The organism is Fibrobacter sp. UWH4 (genome assembly GCF_900142475.1).
Taxonomy (GTDB): Bacteria; Fibrobacterota; Fibrobacteria; order Fibrobacterales; family Fibrobacteraceae; genus Fibrobacter.
Genome location: NZ_FRAY01000016.1, coordinates 1 through 15,974 on the forward strand (window position 1 = coordinate 1; position 15,974 = coordinate 15,974).

Below are 15,974 nucleotides of genomic sequence, written 5' to 3' on the forward strand. Positions count from 1 at the left end.
AAGGACTGTTGCCTATGCGGCCGCCGACATCTCGATGGACGAGGTATCTTCTGACGAGGCGATGTTCTTTATCAAGATGCTCTCGCTGTTCTTCGGTCTTTCGATTATCATCATGAGTGTTGTCATTGAACTGGTGAATCGCGGCATTGTGATTCCGGTAAACCGTATGGCGTTTGCCGCGATGAAGTTCTCTGGAACGACAATGATTGCAAGCTCCATGGATTCCGAAAAGGTAAACCTGGAAAAGATCCGGAATGCGGCAGATCGGGTGGTGGACCTGAAGATATCCTCCTTTGACGAAATCGGTAACCTGTACGATTCGCTTTCGTCCATGGCCTCCGATACCTATAACTTTATTGCTCGAGTGCAAGGGCAGGCGGAACGAATTCGCAAGATGCAGGAAGTGATTATTATGGAATTCGCTGAAGTCGTTGAAGCGCGCGACAAGAGCACCGGTAATCACATTAAGAAAACTGCCGCCTATGTGGAGGCTCTGGCCGAACAGCTCAAGAAGGAAGGCAAGTTTGCCGATGTCTTGACCGATGACTTTGTTCAAAAGCTGAAGCGTGCAGCCCCGCTCCACGATATTGGAAAGATCGCCGTCTCTGACTTGATTCTGAATAAGCCGGGCAAGCTTACTGACGAGGAATTCGCCATCATGAAGAGTCATACCACCGAAGGTTGGAAGATTCTGATGAAAATGGTGAAGGACGCTGGCGATACCATCGATGCGGAATACTTGAACGAATCGATTGATATGGCGCACTACCACCATGAAAAGTGGGACGGTTCCGGTTACCCGACGGGAATCAAGGGCGAAGAGATTCCGCTTTCGGCCCGTATCATGGCTGTGGCCGATGTGTTCGACGCATTGGTTGCTGAACGTGTGTACAAGAAACCCTTCACCTACGAAAAGGCGATGGCGATTATCACCGAAGGGGCTGGCAAACATTTCGACCCGACAATCGTCGAAACGTTCACGCATATTTCCGAAAAACTTTACAGCGAAAGGACCAGGCTCGACCAGTCTGGCTCCGAGGCAAGCATCCATCTCGATTCGAACGTCCAGAAGTCGTGATGTGAATTAAGAAAGTCATCTTGGATCCTCCCCATTCGGGGATCATGCGCACTAAGGCAACAAAAGCATATAAGGCGAACGCCGCGACAGAATGTTTACATTCTGGCATGGTTGAGCCGAAATTGCGGACGCCAAAGGCGTCCACTTGCCAAGTGCTGTCCGACCTCCCTTCGGTCGAGGATGACGCAACTACTAAAGTCATCTTGGAGCGCAGCGACGGGATCCAGAGCGGAGTTCACCAAGGTCCCTGAGCTTGTCGAAGGGCCTTCTTTCTTTTCTATAGCTTTTCTGCGTTATCTAGTTATAGTTTAAAACTATTAGTAAGTAAAATGTAAGTTTTAATAAGGTAAATTTATCTTGTTTCCTATTGTTTTTGTATGAATAAACTTCTAATTTGAAGTCAAACGAAAACAGGAAAGTTGCTTGTCGGTTGATTTAGCTAATTTTCCATAAAACAAAAAGGACTTCAACATGTCAAAGATTTATTCCTCTGCAGACCAACTGATCGGTCACACCCCGCTTCTTGAACTCACCCACATTGAAGAAGGCATTGGCGCCAAGATCCTTGCCAAGCTTGAATACTTCAACCCCGCCGGTTCCGTGAAGGACCGTATCGCGAAGGCGATGCTCGACGATGCCGAACAGAGTGGCAAGCTCAAGAAGGGCTCCGTGATTATCGAGCCGACTTCGGGTAACACCGGTATCGGTCTTGCATCTGTCGCCGCTGCTCGCGGATACCGCATCATCATCGTGATGCCCGAAACCATGAGCGTGGAACGCCGCCAGATTATGAAGGCTTACGGCGCAGAACTCGTGCTCACCGAAGGCGCCAAGGGTATGAAGGGCGCTATTGAAAAGGCCGACGAACTTGCCAAGGAAATTCCGAACAGCTTTATTCCGGGCCAGTTCGTGAACCCGGCCAACCCGGCCGCCCACAAGGCCACCACCGGTCCCGAAATCTGGGAAGATACCGATGGAAAGGTCGATATTTTTGTTGCTGGCGTAGGCACTGGTGGAACGGTGACAGGTGTTGGCGAATACCTCAAGACCAAGAACCCGAATGTGAAGATTGTCGCCGTTGAACCGGCTAGTTCTCCGGTGCTGTCCAAGGGTACTGCAGGCGCCCATAAGATCCAGGGTATTGGCGCAGGCTTTATTCCTGAAACTTTGAACACCAAGGTTTACGACGAAGTGATCGCTGTCGAAAACGAAGCCGCGTTCGAAGCCGGCCGCGAAATCGGCAAGAAGGAAGGCGTGCTCGTGGGTATTTCTTCTGGTGCGGCTCTCTGGGCCGCGAAGGAACTCGCGAAGCGCCCCGAAAACAAGGGCAAGACGATCGTTGCGCTCCTTCCGGATACCGGCGACCGCTATCTTTCTACGGCCCTCTTCGCTGAATAAGTGTTACGGGTGAACCCCCGTCTTTGTTCATAGGTACAGGCTTCCGGAATCCGGAAGCCTTTCCTTTATTTGCAAATGAATTTTTCTAGATTTTCGTCATGTTTTTTTCTGAAGTCATTAACGATGCCTACGATCCCAGGGAATATCCCGCTTTGTCTCTGTTGGCGGATTATTGGATTTCTCGTCGTCCTTTTGACGGGCTGAAAATCCTGGTGGCGACTCCGATTTTTAGAAACACCTTGGTGCAGTATCAGGCCCTACTGGCAGGTGGGGCCGATTTGAGTGTAGGTTATTCGAATGGATCGGGTGGAACCTCGGTGCCGTGCGACAGGAAAATTGTTCGCTTGATTCAGGAAAACGGCATTTCGGTAGTGACGGATGAAAATGTGCGCAACGGTAGTGTTGCGGACGATTTTGACTTGATTTTGGACTGCGCGGGGCAGTTTTCCTTCTGTCATCCGAAAAAAGGTTTTGTGGAACTGACACGCAGTGGTGTGCAGTTCTTTGAAAATTCTGAACATCCGGTGTATGTGGCCGACAGCGGGATTGTCAAGCGCATCGAGACTGTTCTTGGAACGGGCGACGGATATTTCCGCGCTCTTGAAAAAATGGGGTATTCCGGTTTCGAAGGAAAGAAACTGGTTGTGTTCGGAAGCGGAAAGGTTGGCTGCGGAATTGCTCTGCAAGGGGTGCGCCGTGGCATGAAAGTCTGCACTGTGACGGATACGGCCAACGTGAATCCCTCGACTGACTTTAGCCATGTCCTGACGAACAATGACGTGCGCATAGAAAGCTATCTGGACGATGCTGCGGTTGCTGCTGCTATTGCCAATGCGGATTTCCTGGTAACGGCGACGGGTGTGAAGAACGCCTTGACCATTGCTGCTGCTTCGGCCTTGATGGCGAATGCGAAAGTTGTCGCGGCGAATATGGGCGTCGAAGATGAGTTCGGCGATATGGTTGCCAAGGGACGTGTGCTTAATGCGAAGGCTCCCTTGAACTTCACGCTCGACGAACCGACGCATCTTAAGTATATCGATGCGAGCCTTGCGCTGCATGCGGCGTTGGGCGAACGCCTTTTGAATGACGTTATGGAATCGAATGGAAATGCTCCCTTTAAGGGGCCGCAGGCACCTCCCGAAGAAATTGAGCAGAAGCTTCTGATGACGACCATCCAGAATGGGGCGATTGGTGCTGAAATCTGCGATATGATGCGCTAGCAGATTGTCTGTATGTAAAAAACGCAAAGATTGTAAATAAAAGCTTGCTTTTCCTTTTTATTTAGATTATAATTGAAAAAGAATGTAAACAGAGAAGGATGATATGAATCTTAAGACGTCTTTTGCATTGACTCTTGCTTCCGTTGCTTTTGCGATGGCGCAAGATGCTGCCCAACCTGCAACCTCGGCTGCTGAAGCCCCTGCTCCCGCCGTGGCGGAACAGCCGGCCGCCGCGCCTGCTGCTACTGCACCTGCCGCTACAGAAACGGTGCAGCCTGCCCCCGCCGATGGTTCGACAAGCTCACCAACCGAAAAGGTCGCTGAGCCAGCCGAAGCGCCTGCCGCTCCCACTGCTGCAGAACCTGCTCCCGTGGCTGAACCGGCGAAGAAGAGTGCTGAACCAGCCCAACCCGCTCCGGAAGCGAAGGTTGCCGAAACGGTTCCTCCCCAGGGGCCCGTTGCCGCTCCCGAGGCCGCTCCTGGTGAAGTTCCTGTCCGTATGGGCCCGCCCAAGACTCCGTTTACCGTCCTTCATGGCAATGCCTATAACCGCGTCCAGAACGAAGCCGCTGGCGACAATGTGGATGCCTTGCTCAACAAGCGCTTGACCAAGCTTGCCAATCAGAAGTTCTTCTATATTGAACCTACAGGTGAAAAGGGAGTTGTCTCGTTGGGCGGCTTCTTTGGCGCCATGGATATTTCGGGTGAATTGGGCCGTGCCACGGCCGGTTACGCAACGCCCGGCTTTGCAATCGAAGCTCGCCTTGGTTTAGGACAAATTAAAACTGAAACCAAGGATGCCGACATCAAGGAAACGGTGGAAGGCGATGACTGGGGCCTTACCTTGTCTAAGACCTTGGGTGGTTATGTCGTGACTTTGTCTGGTGATTGGATAACCTTTGCCAAGGAAACGAATGTGGATCCTGTCAGGGGACCTAAGACGGAACAGCGCTACCGGGATTTGGACGCATCCTTGATTGTGACGGACGGTCCTTCGGCCCGCAAGCATTTCTGGTCGGCGGGAGTCGCGTTTAATCGTCACGAAGATGAATTGGAATCTGGTGGAACCCTGATTGGCGATTCTCTGACGTCGAACTTCACGGTTGTTCCCTTGTTCAATTACGGCACTCCGGTGCTCCGTGCAAACTACGCTAATGTCTATATGGGCTTGAACGCGTCTGTTCCTGTGACTGTTTACGACAAGGCTGATATGCGCGATTCTACGTCTGGCAAGTACAAGGAAGCTTCTCTCTGGACCGTGGGCGTGAACCTGGCTCCGAATATCTTGGGCGAGGTCCTCTTGACGGAGTCGCTGATGCTCTTTGGTGAAGCTAGCTATACATGGGAGGCGTTCCGCTATGTCGATAACCAGACCCCTTACGCCGATGTGAAGGTTAAGCGGAGTGTAGCGGATAAGGTGGAGGCTACGATGGGACTGCGCTACCAGTACAAGGATTGGGCCGCATGCGAATTTGCCTTTGGCGATTCCTTCTTCACCGACACCAAGTCCATCTTCAATGGCGAAGGCGTGTTCGTGAGCTTCGGCGGATTCATCTACTTCTAGTGACAAACAGCCCTTTTTCGGGCCTTATCGGTCCAAATGGAGTATGTTTTTATGAAAAAGGTAACCTCGTTTGGGGTGCCTTTTTTCTATTTTTCAGCCCACTATGGCAAAAATTCTCTTTAAAAAGCAGTTATCTCCTGCGGTATTCCAATTCCGCGTCGAGGCCCCGCTGATCGCCCAAGAGCGTAAGGCCGGCCAGTTTATCATCCTCCAGACGAACAAGGACAACAGCGAACGCGTGCCTCTCACCATCGCCGATGCCGACACGACTGAAGGCTCCATCACTTTGATTTTCCAGACCGTCGGTAAGACCACCACCGAACTTTCCAAGTTCGAAGTCGGTGACGATATCCCGGTGCTCGTGGGCCCGCTCGGTTCCCCGACCCACATCGAGAATTTTGGCCACGTGGTCTGCGTGTGCGGTGGCGTGGGTATCGCCCCGATGCACCCGATCGTTCAGGCCCTCAAGGCTGCCGGCAACAAGGTCACCATCATCATGGGTGCCCGTAACGAAAGCCTCTTCCTCATGAAGGAAGAAATGACCGCTCTCGCCGACAACATCATCTTCATGACCGACGATGGTTCTTATGGCCGCAAGGGTCTCGTTACCGAACCGCTCAAGGAACTCTGCGAAGACACCAAGGGCAAGCCGGACATGGTCATCGCCATCGGTCCTCCGATCATGATGAAGTTCTGCGCCCTCACCACCAAGCCCTACGAAGTCAAGACCGTGGTCAGCCTCAACAGCATCATGGTGGACGGAACCGGCATGTGCGGTGGCTGCCGCGTGACTATCGGCGGCAAGACGAAGTTCGTCTGCGTCGATGGCCCGGAATTCGACGGCCACGAAGTCGACTGGAACAACATGCTCCAGCGCATGGGTGCCTTCAAGCCCCAGGAACAGGAAGCCTTGCACCGTTTCGGTGCCAACGACGGCCACAAGTGCAACATTGATAAGATGGCTGACGCAAAGGCCAAGGAGAGCAAGTAATGTCTGAACATTTGACTCGTGAACAGTTGGACGCCGCCGCCAAGGTGGAACTTGAAAAGATTAACGCCCTCCCGAAGCCGCTCAAGCCGAAGGACAAGAATGCCATTCCGGCCCAGCCGATGCCGCAGCTGGAACCCAGCTACCGCGCCCGCGTGATGGAAGAAGTGGCCCAGGGTTACACCGAAGCTCAGGCTATCGTGGAAGCTAACCGCTGCCTCGCTTGTAAGAACCAGCCTTGCGTCGAAAGCTGCCCGGTGCACATCGACATTCCGGCCTTCATCGCGAAGATCGCCGAAGGTGACTTCAAGGCCGCTATCGCCAAGATTAAGGAAACGAGTTTGCTCCCGGCTATCTGCGGCCGTGTGTGCCCGCAGGAACGCCAGTGCCAGATGAACTGCACCATGGGCAAGATGCACAAGGACGTGAACCAGGCTGTGGCTATCGGCCGCCTGGAACGCTTTGCTGCCGACTACGAACGCAACAACGGTGGCGCTACGGTTCCGGCCGTGAAGCCCGCTACCGGCAAGAAGGTGGCTGTGATCGGTTCCGGTCCTGCCGGCCTGGTTGTCGCTGCTGACGTTCGCCGCGAAGGCCACGACGTGACCATCTTCGAAGCTTTCCACAAGCTCGGTGGTGTGGTCCGCTACGGTATTCCTGAATTCCGTCTCCCGAAGAAGATCGTGGACAACGAAATTGAATCCCTTGCTGCCATGGGCGTGAAGTTTGAGACAAATTTTGTCATCGGTCGTACCCGCAAACTCAAGGACCTGATTGAAAAGGATGGCTACGATGCCGTGTTCGTCGGTACCGGTGCTGGCCTTCCGCTCTTCATGAACATCGAAGGTGAAAACCTCGTTGGTGTGTTCGCCGCTAACGAATACCTCACCCGCGCGAACCTCATGCGCGCCTACGACAAGGAACATGCCGATACTCCGATGTGGCCCGGTAAGAACGTGGTCGTTCTCGGTGGTGGTAACGTCGCTATGGACGCTGCCCGTATGGCTCTCCGCTTGGGTGCCGAAAAGGTCCGCATCATTTACCGCCGCAGCATGAACGAACTCCCGGCCCGTAAGGAAGAAGTTCTCCATGCCCAGGAAGAGGGTGTCGAATTCTGCGTTCTGCAGAACCCGGCCAAGATTCTTGGCGACGAAGCCGGCCACGTGCGCGGCATGCTCGTCGACAAGTACGAACTCGGCGAACCCGATGAAAAGGGCCGTCCGCGTCCGGTCAAGGTCGAAGGCGCAAGCTTCGAAATCGAATGCGACACCGTGCTCGTTGCTATCGGTAACGGTTCTAACCCGCTTATCAGCAACACCACGCCGGAACTCTCTGTCGACAAGAAGGGTCACATCCTTCTCGAAGATGCAACCGCCAACAAGACCTTTATGGAAAAGGTCTATGCCGGTGGTGACATCGTGCTCGGCGCAGCCACTGTCATTTTGGCAATGGGTGAGGGGCGCCGCGCAGCAGCCGGTATTAATGAATTCCTGAAGAAGTAATCAAATACTTCGGCTGAAAACAACCCCGACTCGCATGAGCCGGGGTGTTTCTTATAAAATACTCTTTTTTTCTTGCATTTTATCTTTTTAAAAAGGATTCGTATATATTATGGAACATAGGATTGAGGCTTTAATGAAATTAAACTACTGGCTTTGTGGTGGACTCGGCTTTTTATGGGTCTTGGGCATCATTTTGTTGCTGTTTGCAACAAATTCTTTTGCCGATGACATTATTGCGACAACCTCGAATGGTTCGACGGTGCTTTTGCATGATAACGGCCGCTGGGAATACTACCAAAATAACGCCAAAATCCGCGATGTGCGCCCGAGTGCTATTCCCGAAGACGCCAAGTTCCAGATTACGATCCAGTACGAAAGTGTCGATAAGATTAAGAAAGATGTTCGTATGATGCTTGAAGGCGAACTTGCTACCGAAGAAGAAATTCGGGACAGTTTGCGCAAGGTTCCCAAGGGTGGTGTTGTGTACTTCCAGGTGCCCACGAGCCAGATTAAGCCGGGCTTTACGCGAGAGCTGACTTATTACATTTATGACAAGGGCAAAAAGCCGATTTTTTCGCAGACGGCGCGCGATAGCGAGGCCAAGCCGACTGTCGAAAGCAGTAAGGTGTCAAACTTGATGGTGGTGCCGCTGTATGCAAAGCCCAAGTCCAAGGTGCTCAAGGCTAAGGTTGTAAGCGAATCTGCCAAGCAGACGCTGGAGTTCGATATTCCGGTAAAATGAAATTCGCGGTTGTAGATCTTGAAACGACGGGTGGTACGGCCGAAGTGGGGCGCATCACCGAAGTCGGTATTGTGTTACTTGACGATTGTGATGTCGTAAAAACCTATTCGGCGCTGATTGATCCCGGTATGCCGATTCAACCGTTTGTACAGAATCTGACGGGCATCACTGACGAAATGGTCCGTGGAAAGCCCCAATTTGCCTCGATAGCCGAGGAGGTTGCGGAACTTTTGAAAGACCGTATTTTTGTGGCGCATAATGTGCAGTACGATATAAAATTTATGCGCACGGAACTTCGTCGCTGCTGTATCAAGATCGATCCACCGAGACTTTGCACGGTGAAGGTGTCGCGTCGTTTTTTCCCGGGACTTCCGAGTTATAGTTTGCACAAATTAACGCAGTCGCTGGAATTGCCTGAATTTAAGCATCATCGTGCCCTGGATGATGCGATGGCCGCGGCTGAAATCCTAAAACTGGCATATAAGAAAGTAGGCCCGGAAAAGCTTCTGAAAGAGGTGAAAAACCTCACCAACCCTAAAAAGGCGAAGGTGATATAGTCGGCATTTTTCTATATTGTTCCCCGAAAAAAATTAAAAGGGACACATTATGCCTACTATGACTTCTGCGCAGGTGCGCGAATCTTTCATCAAGTTCTTTGAATCCAAGGGACACCTCTTTGTGCGTTCATCGCCGGTGGTTCCCCATGACGACCCGACGCTCATGTTCACGAACGCGGGCATGAACCAGTTCAAGGCGATTTTCCTGGGCGACAATCCGAAGGGCTGGAAGCGCGCATGCAACAGCCAGAAGTGCCTCCGCGTGTCCGGTAAGCACAACGACCTCGATGTGGTGGGCCGCGACAATTACCACCACACCTTCTTCGAAATGCTCGGCAACTGGAGCTTCGGCGACTACTACAAGAAAGAAGCTATCGCCTGGGCCTGGGAACTTTTGACTGAAGTTTGGAAGCTCCCGAAGGAACGCCTGTTCGCGACTGTCTATCAGGACGATGACGAAGCCTGGCAGATTTGGAAGGACGTGTCCGGCCTCCCGGATGATCGCATCATGCGCTTTGACGCTCACTCCAACTTCTGGGAAATGGGCGACACCGGTCCGTGCGGCCCCTGCTCCGAAATCCACTACGACCGCGGCGACCTCGCAACGCAGGCCGAAACGTTCAAGGACCCGATCAAGGGCGTGAATGGCGAAAACGACCGCTACATCGAAATCTGGAATAACGTGTTCATGCAGTACGAACGCGTGAGCGACGGCTCCTTGATTCCGCTGAAGGCAAAGAACGTCGATACCGGTATGGGTTTCGAACGTATCTGCGCTATTCTGCAGGGCAAGACCAGCAACTACGATACCGACGTGTTCACCCCGATCATCGCTAAGATTGCTGAACTTAGTGGCGTTCCGTACAACGATGGCGAAGCCGGTACTCCGCACCGCGTGATTGCCGACCACATCCGCGCGATTTCTTTCGCTATTGCCGATGGCGCTCTCCCGTCTAACGAAGGCCGTGGCTACGTGCTCCGCCGCATTTTGCGCCGCGCCAGCCGCTTTGCCCGCCTGTTGGGCCAGAAGGAAGCCTTTATTTATAAGCTGGTGCAGGTGCTCGCCGATACCATGGGCGATGCCTTCCCCGAAATCCGCGAACGCAAGGAATTTGTGGCAAGCGTCATCAAGAGCGAAGAAGAAAGCTTTATCCGCACGCTCGACGCCGGCCTCGAACGCTTCGCCGGCATCGTGGCTGAACTCGGCGACGCAAAGACCGTGCCGGGCGACAAGGTGTTCCTGCTTTACGATACCTACGGATTCCCGCCGGACCTCACCGGCATCCTCGCCGAAGAAAAGGGCCTTGCGATTGACGAAGAAGGCTACAACAAGTGCATGGAAGAACAGAAGGCCCGCGCCCGCGCCAACATGAAGCAGGGCATCAATACGATGGGTACCGAAGGCTGGACGCAGTACAGCGAAGAAAGCACCAAGTTCGTGGGCTATGAACTTTCCGCTTGCGAAACGAAGGTCGTGCGCTGGCGTGAAGACAAGGGCGTGCTCAGCATCGTGCTCGAAACCTCTCCGTTCTACGCCGAAATGGGTGGCCAGGTCGGTGACAAGGGAACGCTGGTTTCCGCTGACTTGGAAATTGACGTGTTCGACACCGTGAAGGTGAACGATACCGCCCTCTGCCGCGGCAAGGTGAAGAAGGGTACGGCCAACGAAACGACGATGGGGGCTGTGTTCATGGCCACCGTCGATAACGACCGCCGTAACGACATCCGCAAGAACCACTCCGCCACCCACTTGCTCCAGGCCGCACTCCGCCAGGTGCTCGGCACTCACGTGCAGCAGCAGGGTAGCTTCGTTTCGAACGAACTTCTCCGCTTCGACTTCAGCCACTTCAACGCGATGCCCGCCGAAGAAATCCAGAAGGTGGAAGACATCGTGAATGCGAAGGTCATGGAATGCCTGCCGGTCAACACCCAGGTGATGGGAGTGGACGAAGCGAAGGCGAGCGGTGCCATGGCATTGTTCGGCGAAAAGTACGGCGACGAAGTCCGCGTGGTGAAGATGGGCCGCGCAAACGAAGAATTCTCCAAGGAACTCTGCGGTGGCTTGCATGTGCAGAACACCGGTAACATCGGCATGGTGAAGATAATCTCCGAATCCAGCGTGAGCGCTGGTGTGCGCCGTATCGAAGCCGTCTCTGGCCGTGGCGCTCTCTCGCTGCTCCGCGCAGGAACCCAGATTCTCACGGCTCTCCGCGAACAGCTCCGCTGCAAGGACGCCGAAGTTCTCGACCGCATTCAGCAGAGCTTCGCCAAGACGCAGAACCTGGAAAAGAGCCTGCAGTCCGTGAAGCTGGAACTTGCGACCCTCGCCGCTGCCGAACTCCTGAACGGCGGCATCAACGTGGCTGGCGTGAATCTTTACGTTCGCGAACTTTCTATCCCCGATGAAAAGTACAAGGACTTGCTGGACGGCGTTCAGAACAAGCTCGACACCGACAGCGTCGCCGTGATTGCGAACAAGGGCGAAGGCAACGGAAGCATCGCCGTGATGGTGGGCAAGAACGTTCAGGCCAAGGGCATCAAGGCCGGCGACCTCGTGAAGGACCTCGCCGCTGCTTGCGGTGGCCGAGGCGGTGGACGCCCGGACCGCGCTCAGGCCGGCACCAAGGAAGTCGAAAAGATTGCCGGTGCTATCGCCAACGCCAACAACTGGATTAGAGCGAAACTGACCGCTCAGCCCTAAGTTCAAAAAAGAACCTGTGATTGGGCTTCGCTCCCACCTAAAGGTGGCCATGTCCACATAAGCGCTGAAGCGCTAAGTGAACAAAGCTCGCCACCACGACTTGTTAATACAAGTCGCTTGTGGTTCACGAAGCTCGGTGCTTAATCCCCCACAAAACAATTAAGAAAGGCTGCGGTAAATCGCAGCCTTTTCTGTATATGGGTTGTGTCCGCAGAATGTCGCACTAGCTTTACTTGATTGCGATTCTCTTCATCAATCTCTTGGAGCCGTCGCGCACGCGAACCACGTACATGCCTTCGGCAACGCCCAAGTCGACAGAGCCCTTCACGTTCTTGGCGCTGAATACCGGGCGGCCCTGCATGTCGAACACGTCGACCTTGGCGGCGGTGGCGCCTGCAATAGAGAGGATGCGGCCGGTGATTTGCGCAGAAAGTTTGCTTGTGACTGCGACGAACTTGGTCGCTTGCTGAATGAGCATTGAATCCGGATACGGCGATTTTACTTCAGATGCCGGGTGAGCCTTGAGGCTAACCATGATGCTGTCGAAGGCGGGCTTCGGCTTGTATTGTTTGTCATAGAGAAGCCCTTCGGTCTTGCCTTGCTGTTCGTCGAGCCAGCTGTGCGCATCGGTGAGTCCCCAAATCACGAATTCGCCCATGTTCGGTTCTTCGAGGAATACGTCCATGAACTGGCGGTACAGATGTCCCTGCTTCTCGTAGTCTGCGGCGGTGAGTTTGCCTGCCGATCCTTTCGGGAACCCGATGTCAAGTTCGGTAATGTTCAGCTTAACGTCCAATTCTGCGAGGGCCTTGGCAAATGCGCGAACGTTTTGCGGCGTGGTCTCGTGAGCGATTTCAATGTGTGTCTGCGTGCCTACGCAGGTGATAGGAATGCCGTTTGCCTTCCAGCGCTTGACCTGTTCCAATACAAAGCCCGCCTTGGAACCTTCGTTAATGCCCCATTCTACGGCGTAGTCGTTGTAGCAGAGCTCTGCATCGGGGTCGGCTGCATGCGCCCATACGAATGCGGAATCCAGGAATTCAGGGCCAATGCCTTCGTACCACACGGAACCGGTAGAACGCCAGTCGTGATTGTAGTCGTCGTTGATGGCTTCGTTTACTACGTCCCATTCGGCGACTTTTCCCTTCCAGTGGCCGACCACGCTGTCGATGTGGTTCTTGAGTACGCTGAGCAACTTTTCTTTTTGACCGCTGTAGTTGTTCACCCAGCCGGGAACTTGGCTGTGCCAGGCGAGGGCATGGCCGCGCACGCGGAGCCCGTTGGCCTGGGCGTATTTGACCATCTTGTCGCCCTTAGCGTAGTTGAACTTGTTTTCGCTCGGTTCCGTGGCGTCGAACTTCATTTCGTTTTCGGCCACCACCACGTTGAACTGGGTCTTGTGAATTTCTTCGAATTCAGGTTCAATAGCGTCATTGAACCATTCGCTGTTCAGGATGGTACCGATAAATCGCCCGCGTTCTTTGGCGAGGTCTCGGATGGTTTCATCGGCGAAGGCGCTAGAAAGGCTTGCCCCTAAAAGAGCTGCGCTAAATACAATACGCGAAAATGACAGAGTGTGCTTCATATATGCCTCTATCATCCCATTACACCGTCGCTAAAGATAATAAAAAGGACTAGAAAAATAATCCAAGTCCTCTTGCTAAAGAAGTCCGTTCAGCGCGTTGTTATCAAAAAAATCTATAAAACGCAATAGATTCCTTTATCTTGCTGATGGTTCTTTGCAATCCTATCTTTCGCGTGCAAAAAAAAGGAGAGTAAAATGAATATTGTAAAAATCAGCAAGGTTATTTTGTCTGTGGCGATTGCTGCCGCTGCCGCGTTTTCTGCCGAAGTCATCAAGGTCGGTGCAACCCCGGAGCCGCATGCTTCTATCTTGAACCTGGTAAAAGAGGACCTCGCCAAGGCGGGATACGAACTCAAGGTGGTTGAGTTTACCGACTACGTTACACCGAACGAGGCTTTGGAATCGGGCGAACTGGACGCGAATTATTTCCAGCACTTGCCTTATCTCGAAAGTTTCAATAAGGAAAAGGGGACGCACCTTGTGAATGCGGGCGGTATCCATGTGGAACCTTTCGCGCTTTATCCGTCGAAGGATTCCAAAAAGAAGGTGAAGTCTCTTAAGGATCTGAAGAAGGGTGGCACGATTGCGATTCCGAGCGACCCCACCAACGAAGGCCGCGCCTTGCTTTTGCTGCAGTCTGCGGGACTTATCAAGCTTGACCCCAAGGCGGGTATCACGGCGACTCCCATCGACATTGTCGATAACCCGAAAAAGCTGAAGTTCAAGGAATTGGAGGCGGCTTCGCTCCCGCGCATTTTGCAGGATGTCGATGCGGCGGCCATCAACGGCAATTACGCGATTCCGGCGGGGCTTAACGCTTCGACTCACGGCCTGTTTGTCGAAAATGCGAGCTCGCCTTATGTGAATGTGGTTGCCGTCAAGGCGGGTAACGAAAAGTCCGCAAAGATTCAGGCCTTGGTGAATGCGCTCAAGAGCGAAAAGGTCAAGAACTGGATCAAGGGCAAGTACCCCAAGGGCGAAGTGGTTCCCGTTTTTTAGGTTGCGCGATGCAGCTTAAGCTCGAACATCTGAATAAGACATATACGACAAAACGCGCAAGCGTCACGGCAGTCAAGGATATTTCCCTTGACTTTCCTGATAATGCGATTATCGGCATTATCGGCAAGAGCGGGGCGGGCAAGTCTTCGCTATTGCGGCTTGCGAGTTTGCTAGAAACTCCCGACCAGGGCGAGGTCTATTACGACGGAGTCCGCGTAGACCATTTGCCTAAAAAGGAACTGAACCGCCGCAGGCTCGAAATCGGGATGATTTTCCAGAACTTCAACCTGTTCAGTTCGCGTACGGCGGGCAAGAATGTGGCTTTCCCGCTGGAACTTGCGGGCTGGAATCGTCGCGATATCGATGAGCGCGTTCACGAAATGCTTGCGCTTGTGGGACTCGAAGACCGCGAAAAGTCCCCGATCGCAACGCTTTCGGGCGGTCAAAAGCAGCGCGTGGCAATTGCGCGCGCCCTGGCCCCGAGGCCGAACATTCTTTTTTGCGACGAGGCGACGAGTGCGCTTGACCCGCAGACGACTCACGAAATCTTGGACCTGATCAAGAAAATCCACGCGAACATGAACTTGACGGTGGTCATGATTACGCACCAGATGGAAGTGGTGCGGGATGCGTGCCAATACGTGGCGGTCATCGACAAGGGCTGTGTGGTAGAGACAGGCGCGGTGTCGGATGTATTCCGTTCGCCCAAGCACGAAATTACCCGCGAGTTCCTTTCGAATATTCGTCGTAGCGAAATTTCTGTCGAGTCGGCAATCGCCTATTTGCAGGACAACGGTTACGAGGTGAGTAAAAGATGAGCCCGATAACGGAACTGGTGTTGCAGTCTACATGGGAAACCGTGGTCATGGTTTTCTTTTCGACTTTGTTTGCGGTGCTTCTCGGGTTCCCGTTGGGCATTTTCCTGTTCGTGACATCTCCACGGGGAATCGCTCCCAAGATTGTTCCGTACCAGCTGATTAGCCGTATCGTGAACACGCTACGTTCTTTCCCTTTCGTGATTCTGATGATTGTAATGTTCCCGCTTTCGCGCGTGGTGCTGGGAACGGCGATTGGGACGGAGGCGACGATCATTCCGCTTTCTGTTGCGGCGGCTCCCTTTATTGCGCGCCTTACCGAGACCGCGTTGAACGAGGTGGACAAGGGCGTCATTCAGGCGGCGGTTGCCATGGGCGCTTCCAAGCGGCAGGTGGTGCGGAAGGTGATGATTCCCGAGGCGCTTCCGTCAATTATTTCGGGTATTACCTTGACGATTATTACGCTGATTGGCTATTCTGCGATGGCGGGGGCTATTGGCGGGGGAGGCCTTGGCGACCTAGCTATTCGCTACGGCTACCAGCGATTCCGCACCGATGTGATGATTGAATCGGTCGTTATCATTATCGTTATGGTAGAGGTCATCCAGTTCCTGGGCAACAAGGCCGCGGCCCTAGTGGCAAAATACCCCCTAGGCAGTTTCGGCCGTTCAAAAAAAGTCAAGTGACCTAATCAATGTCGCATTTTTTTGCCAACAACGAATGGCGCTGCAAAAAAATCAGTCAGAGAAACGATAAAATAGAAATCCTTGCTTGTTTAGACTGACCTGCATATTTTTTATCTTACAAAGTCTTTTCTATATTTAG

Annotated in this window: 13 protein-coding genes; 12 read left to right on the forward strand and 1 reads right to left on the reverse strand. The window is 53.2% G+C overall.

Features of this window, described 5'->3' with window-relative positions; translation table 11 throughout:
• The 9 genes from BUA93_RS15350 to alaS form a co-directional block, all read left to right on the forward strand.
• A partial coding sequence (locus tag BUA93_RS15350; RefSeq protein WP_139258125.1) for an HD-GYP domain-containing protein occupies positions 1 to 1,078 on the forward strand: 1,078 nt, incomplete at its 5' end.
• A gap of 471 nt (positions 1,079 to 1,549) precedes the next feature.
• The gene (gene cysK / locus BUA93_RS15360) at positions 1,550 to 2,476 is read left to right on the forward strand and encodes a cysteine synthase A (RefSeq protein ID WP_072980910.1); all 927 of its coding nucleotides are present in this window, start codon (positions 1,550 to 1,552) and stop codon (positions 2,474 to 2,476) included.
• Positions 2,477 to 2,574: 98 nt separating this feature from the next.
• A complete protein-coding gene (locus BUA93_RS15365; RefSeq protein WP_072980912.1) occupies positions 2,575 to 3,696 on the forward strand; it encodes a hypothetical protein in 1,122 nt (373 codons plus the stop codon).
• A 103-nt stretch (positions 3,697 to 3,799) separates the two neighbouring features.
• Positions 3,800 to 5,260, forward strand: a complete 1,461-nt coding sequence (locus BUA93_RS15370) for a hypothetical protein (protein WP_072980914.1) — start codon at positions 3,800 to 3,802, stop codon at positions 5,258 to 5,260.
• Positions 5,261 to 5,363: 103 nt separating this feature from the next.
• On the forward strand, positions 5,364 to 6,251 hold the full coding sequence (locus tag BUA93_RS15375) for a sulfide/dihydroorotate dehydrogenase-like FAD/NAD-binding protein (protein WP_072980952.1): 888 nt from the start codon (positions 5,364 to 5,366) through the stop codon (positions 6,249 to 6,251).
• Positions 6,251 to 7,750 (forward strand): NADPH-dependent glutamate synthase, encoded by a 1,500-nt coding sequence (gene gltA, locus BUA93_RS15380; protein ID WP_072980916.1) that lies wholly within the window; start codon positions 6,251 to 6,253, stop codon positions 7,748 to 7,750. Before BUA93_RS15375 ends, gltA begins: the two co-directional genes overlap by 1 nt.
• A gap of 133 nt (positions 7,751 to 7,883) precedes the next feature.
• The gene (locus BUA93_RS15385) at positions 7,884 to 8,492 is read left to right on the forward strand and encodes a hypothetical protein (RefSeq protein WP_072980918.1); all 609 of its coding nucleotides are present in this window, start codon (positions 7,884 to 7,886) and stop codon (positions 8,490 to 8,492) included.
• Positions 8,489 to 9,049 carry a 3'-5' exonuclease gene (locus BUA93_RS15390; RefSeq protein ID WP_072980920.1) on the forward strand — a complete coding sequence of 187 codons (561 nt, stop codon included), beginning with the start codon at positions 8,489 to 8,491 and terminating at the stop codon, positions 9,047 to 9,049. The genes BUA93_RS15385 and BUA93_RS15390 overlap by 4 nt, the downstream gene beginning before the upstream one ends.
• A gap of 49 nt (positions 9,050 to 9,098) precedes the next feature.
• Positions 9,099 to 11,750, forward strand: coding sequence for an alanine--tRNA ligase (gene alaS, locus BUA93_RS15395; RefSeq protein ID WP_083597523.1), 2,652 nt, complete (start codon positions 9,099 to 9,101; stop codon positions 11,748 to 11,750).
• Positions 11,751 to 11,979: 229 nt separating this feature from the next.
• Here the strand turns inward: alaS and BUA93_RS15400 are convergent, their stop codons facing one another.
• Complete coding sequence (locus tag BUA93_RS15400; protein ID WP_072980924.1) at positions 11,980 to 13,335, reverse strand: endo-1,4-beta-xylanase; 1,356 nt, start codon at positions 13,333 to 13,335, stop codon at positions 11,980 to 11,982.
• Between the two features lie 195 nt (positions 13,336 to 13,530).
• Here BUA93_RS15400 and BUA93_RS15405 point away from each other — a divergent pair, with 195 nt between their 5' ends.
• From BUA93_RS15405 to BUA93_RS15415, 3 genes are read left to right on the forward strand one after another with little or no spacing between them, the layout of a single operon-like run.
• A complete protein-coding gene (locus tag BUA93_RS15405; protein WP_072980926.1) occupies positions 13,531 to 14,334 on the forward strand; it encodes a MetQ/NlpA family ABC transporter substrate-binding protein in 804 nt (267 codons plus the stop codon).
• 8 nt (positions 14,335 to 14,342) lie between these two features.
• Entirely contained in the window at positions 14,343 to 15,152 is an 810-nt protein-coding gene (locus tag BUA93_RS15410; protein ID WP_072980928.1) for a methionine ABC transporter ATP-binding protein, read from the forward strand.
• Positions 15,149 to 15,835 (forward strand): methionine ABC transporter permease, encoded by a 687-nt coding sequence (locus tag BUA93_RS15415; RefSeq protein WP_072980930.1) that lies wholly within the window; start codon positions 15,149 to 15,151, stop codon positions 15,833 to 15,835. The genes BUA93_RS15410 and BUA93_RS15415 overlap by 4 nt, the downstream gene beginning before the upstream one ends.
• Positions 15,836 to 15,974: the final 139 nt, after the last annotated feature.

What these genes read in the sequence shown, in the direction of transcription:
- cysK (WP_072980910.1), top strand. Translation starts at nt 1,550, where the DNA reads ATGTCAAAGATTTATTCCTCTGCAGACCAACTGATCGGTCACACCCCG.
- BUA93_RS15365 (WP_072980912.1), top strand. Translation starts at nt 2,575, where the DNA reads ATGTTTTTTTCTGAAGTCATTAACGATGCCTACGATCCCAGGGAATAT.
- BUA93_RS15370 (WP_072980914.1), top strand. Translation starts at nt 3,800, where the DNA reads ATGAATCTTAAGACGTCTTTTGCATTGACTCTTGCTTCCGTTGCTTTT.
- BUA93_RS15375 (WP_072980952.1), top strand. Translation starts at nt 5,364, where the DNA reads ATGGCAAAAATTCTCTTTAAAAAGCAGTTATCTCCTGCGGTATTCCAA.
- gltA (WP_072980916.1), top strand. Translation starts at nt 6,251, where the DNA reads ATGTCTGAACATTTGACTCGTGAACAGTTGGACGCCGCCGCCAAGGTG.
- BUA93_RS15385 (WP_072980918.1), top strand. Translation starts at nt 7,884, where the DNA reads ATGAAATTAAACTACTGGCTTTGTGGTGGACTCGGCTTTTTATGGGTC.
- BUA93_RS15390 (WP_072980920.1), top strand. Translation starts at nt 8,489, where the DNA reads ATGAAATTCGCGGTTGTAGATCTTGAAACGACGGGTGGTACGGCCGAA.
- alaS (WP_083597523.1), top strand. Translation starts at nt 9,099, where the DNA reads ATGCCTACTATGACTTCTGCGCAGGTGCGCGAATCTTTCATCAAGTTC.
- BUA93_RS15400 (WP_072980924.1), bottom strand. Translation starts at nt 13,335, where the DNA reads ATGAAGCACACTCTGTCATTTTCGCGTATTGTATTTAGCGCAGCTCTT.
- BUA93_RS15405 (WP_072980926.1), top strand. Translation starts at nt 13,531, where the DNA reads ATGAATATTGTAAAAATCAGCAAGGTTATTTTGTCTGTGGCGATTGCT.
- BUA93_RS15410 (WP_072980928.1), top strand. Translation starts at nt 14,343, where the DNA reads ATGCAGCTTAAGCTCGAACATCTGAATAAGACATATACGACAAAACGC.
- BUA93_RS15415 (WP_072980930.1), top strand. Translation starts at nt 15,149, where the DNA reads ATGAGCCCGATAACGGAACTGGTGTTGCAGTCTACATGGGAAACCGTG.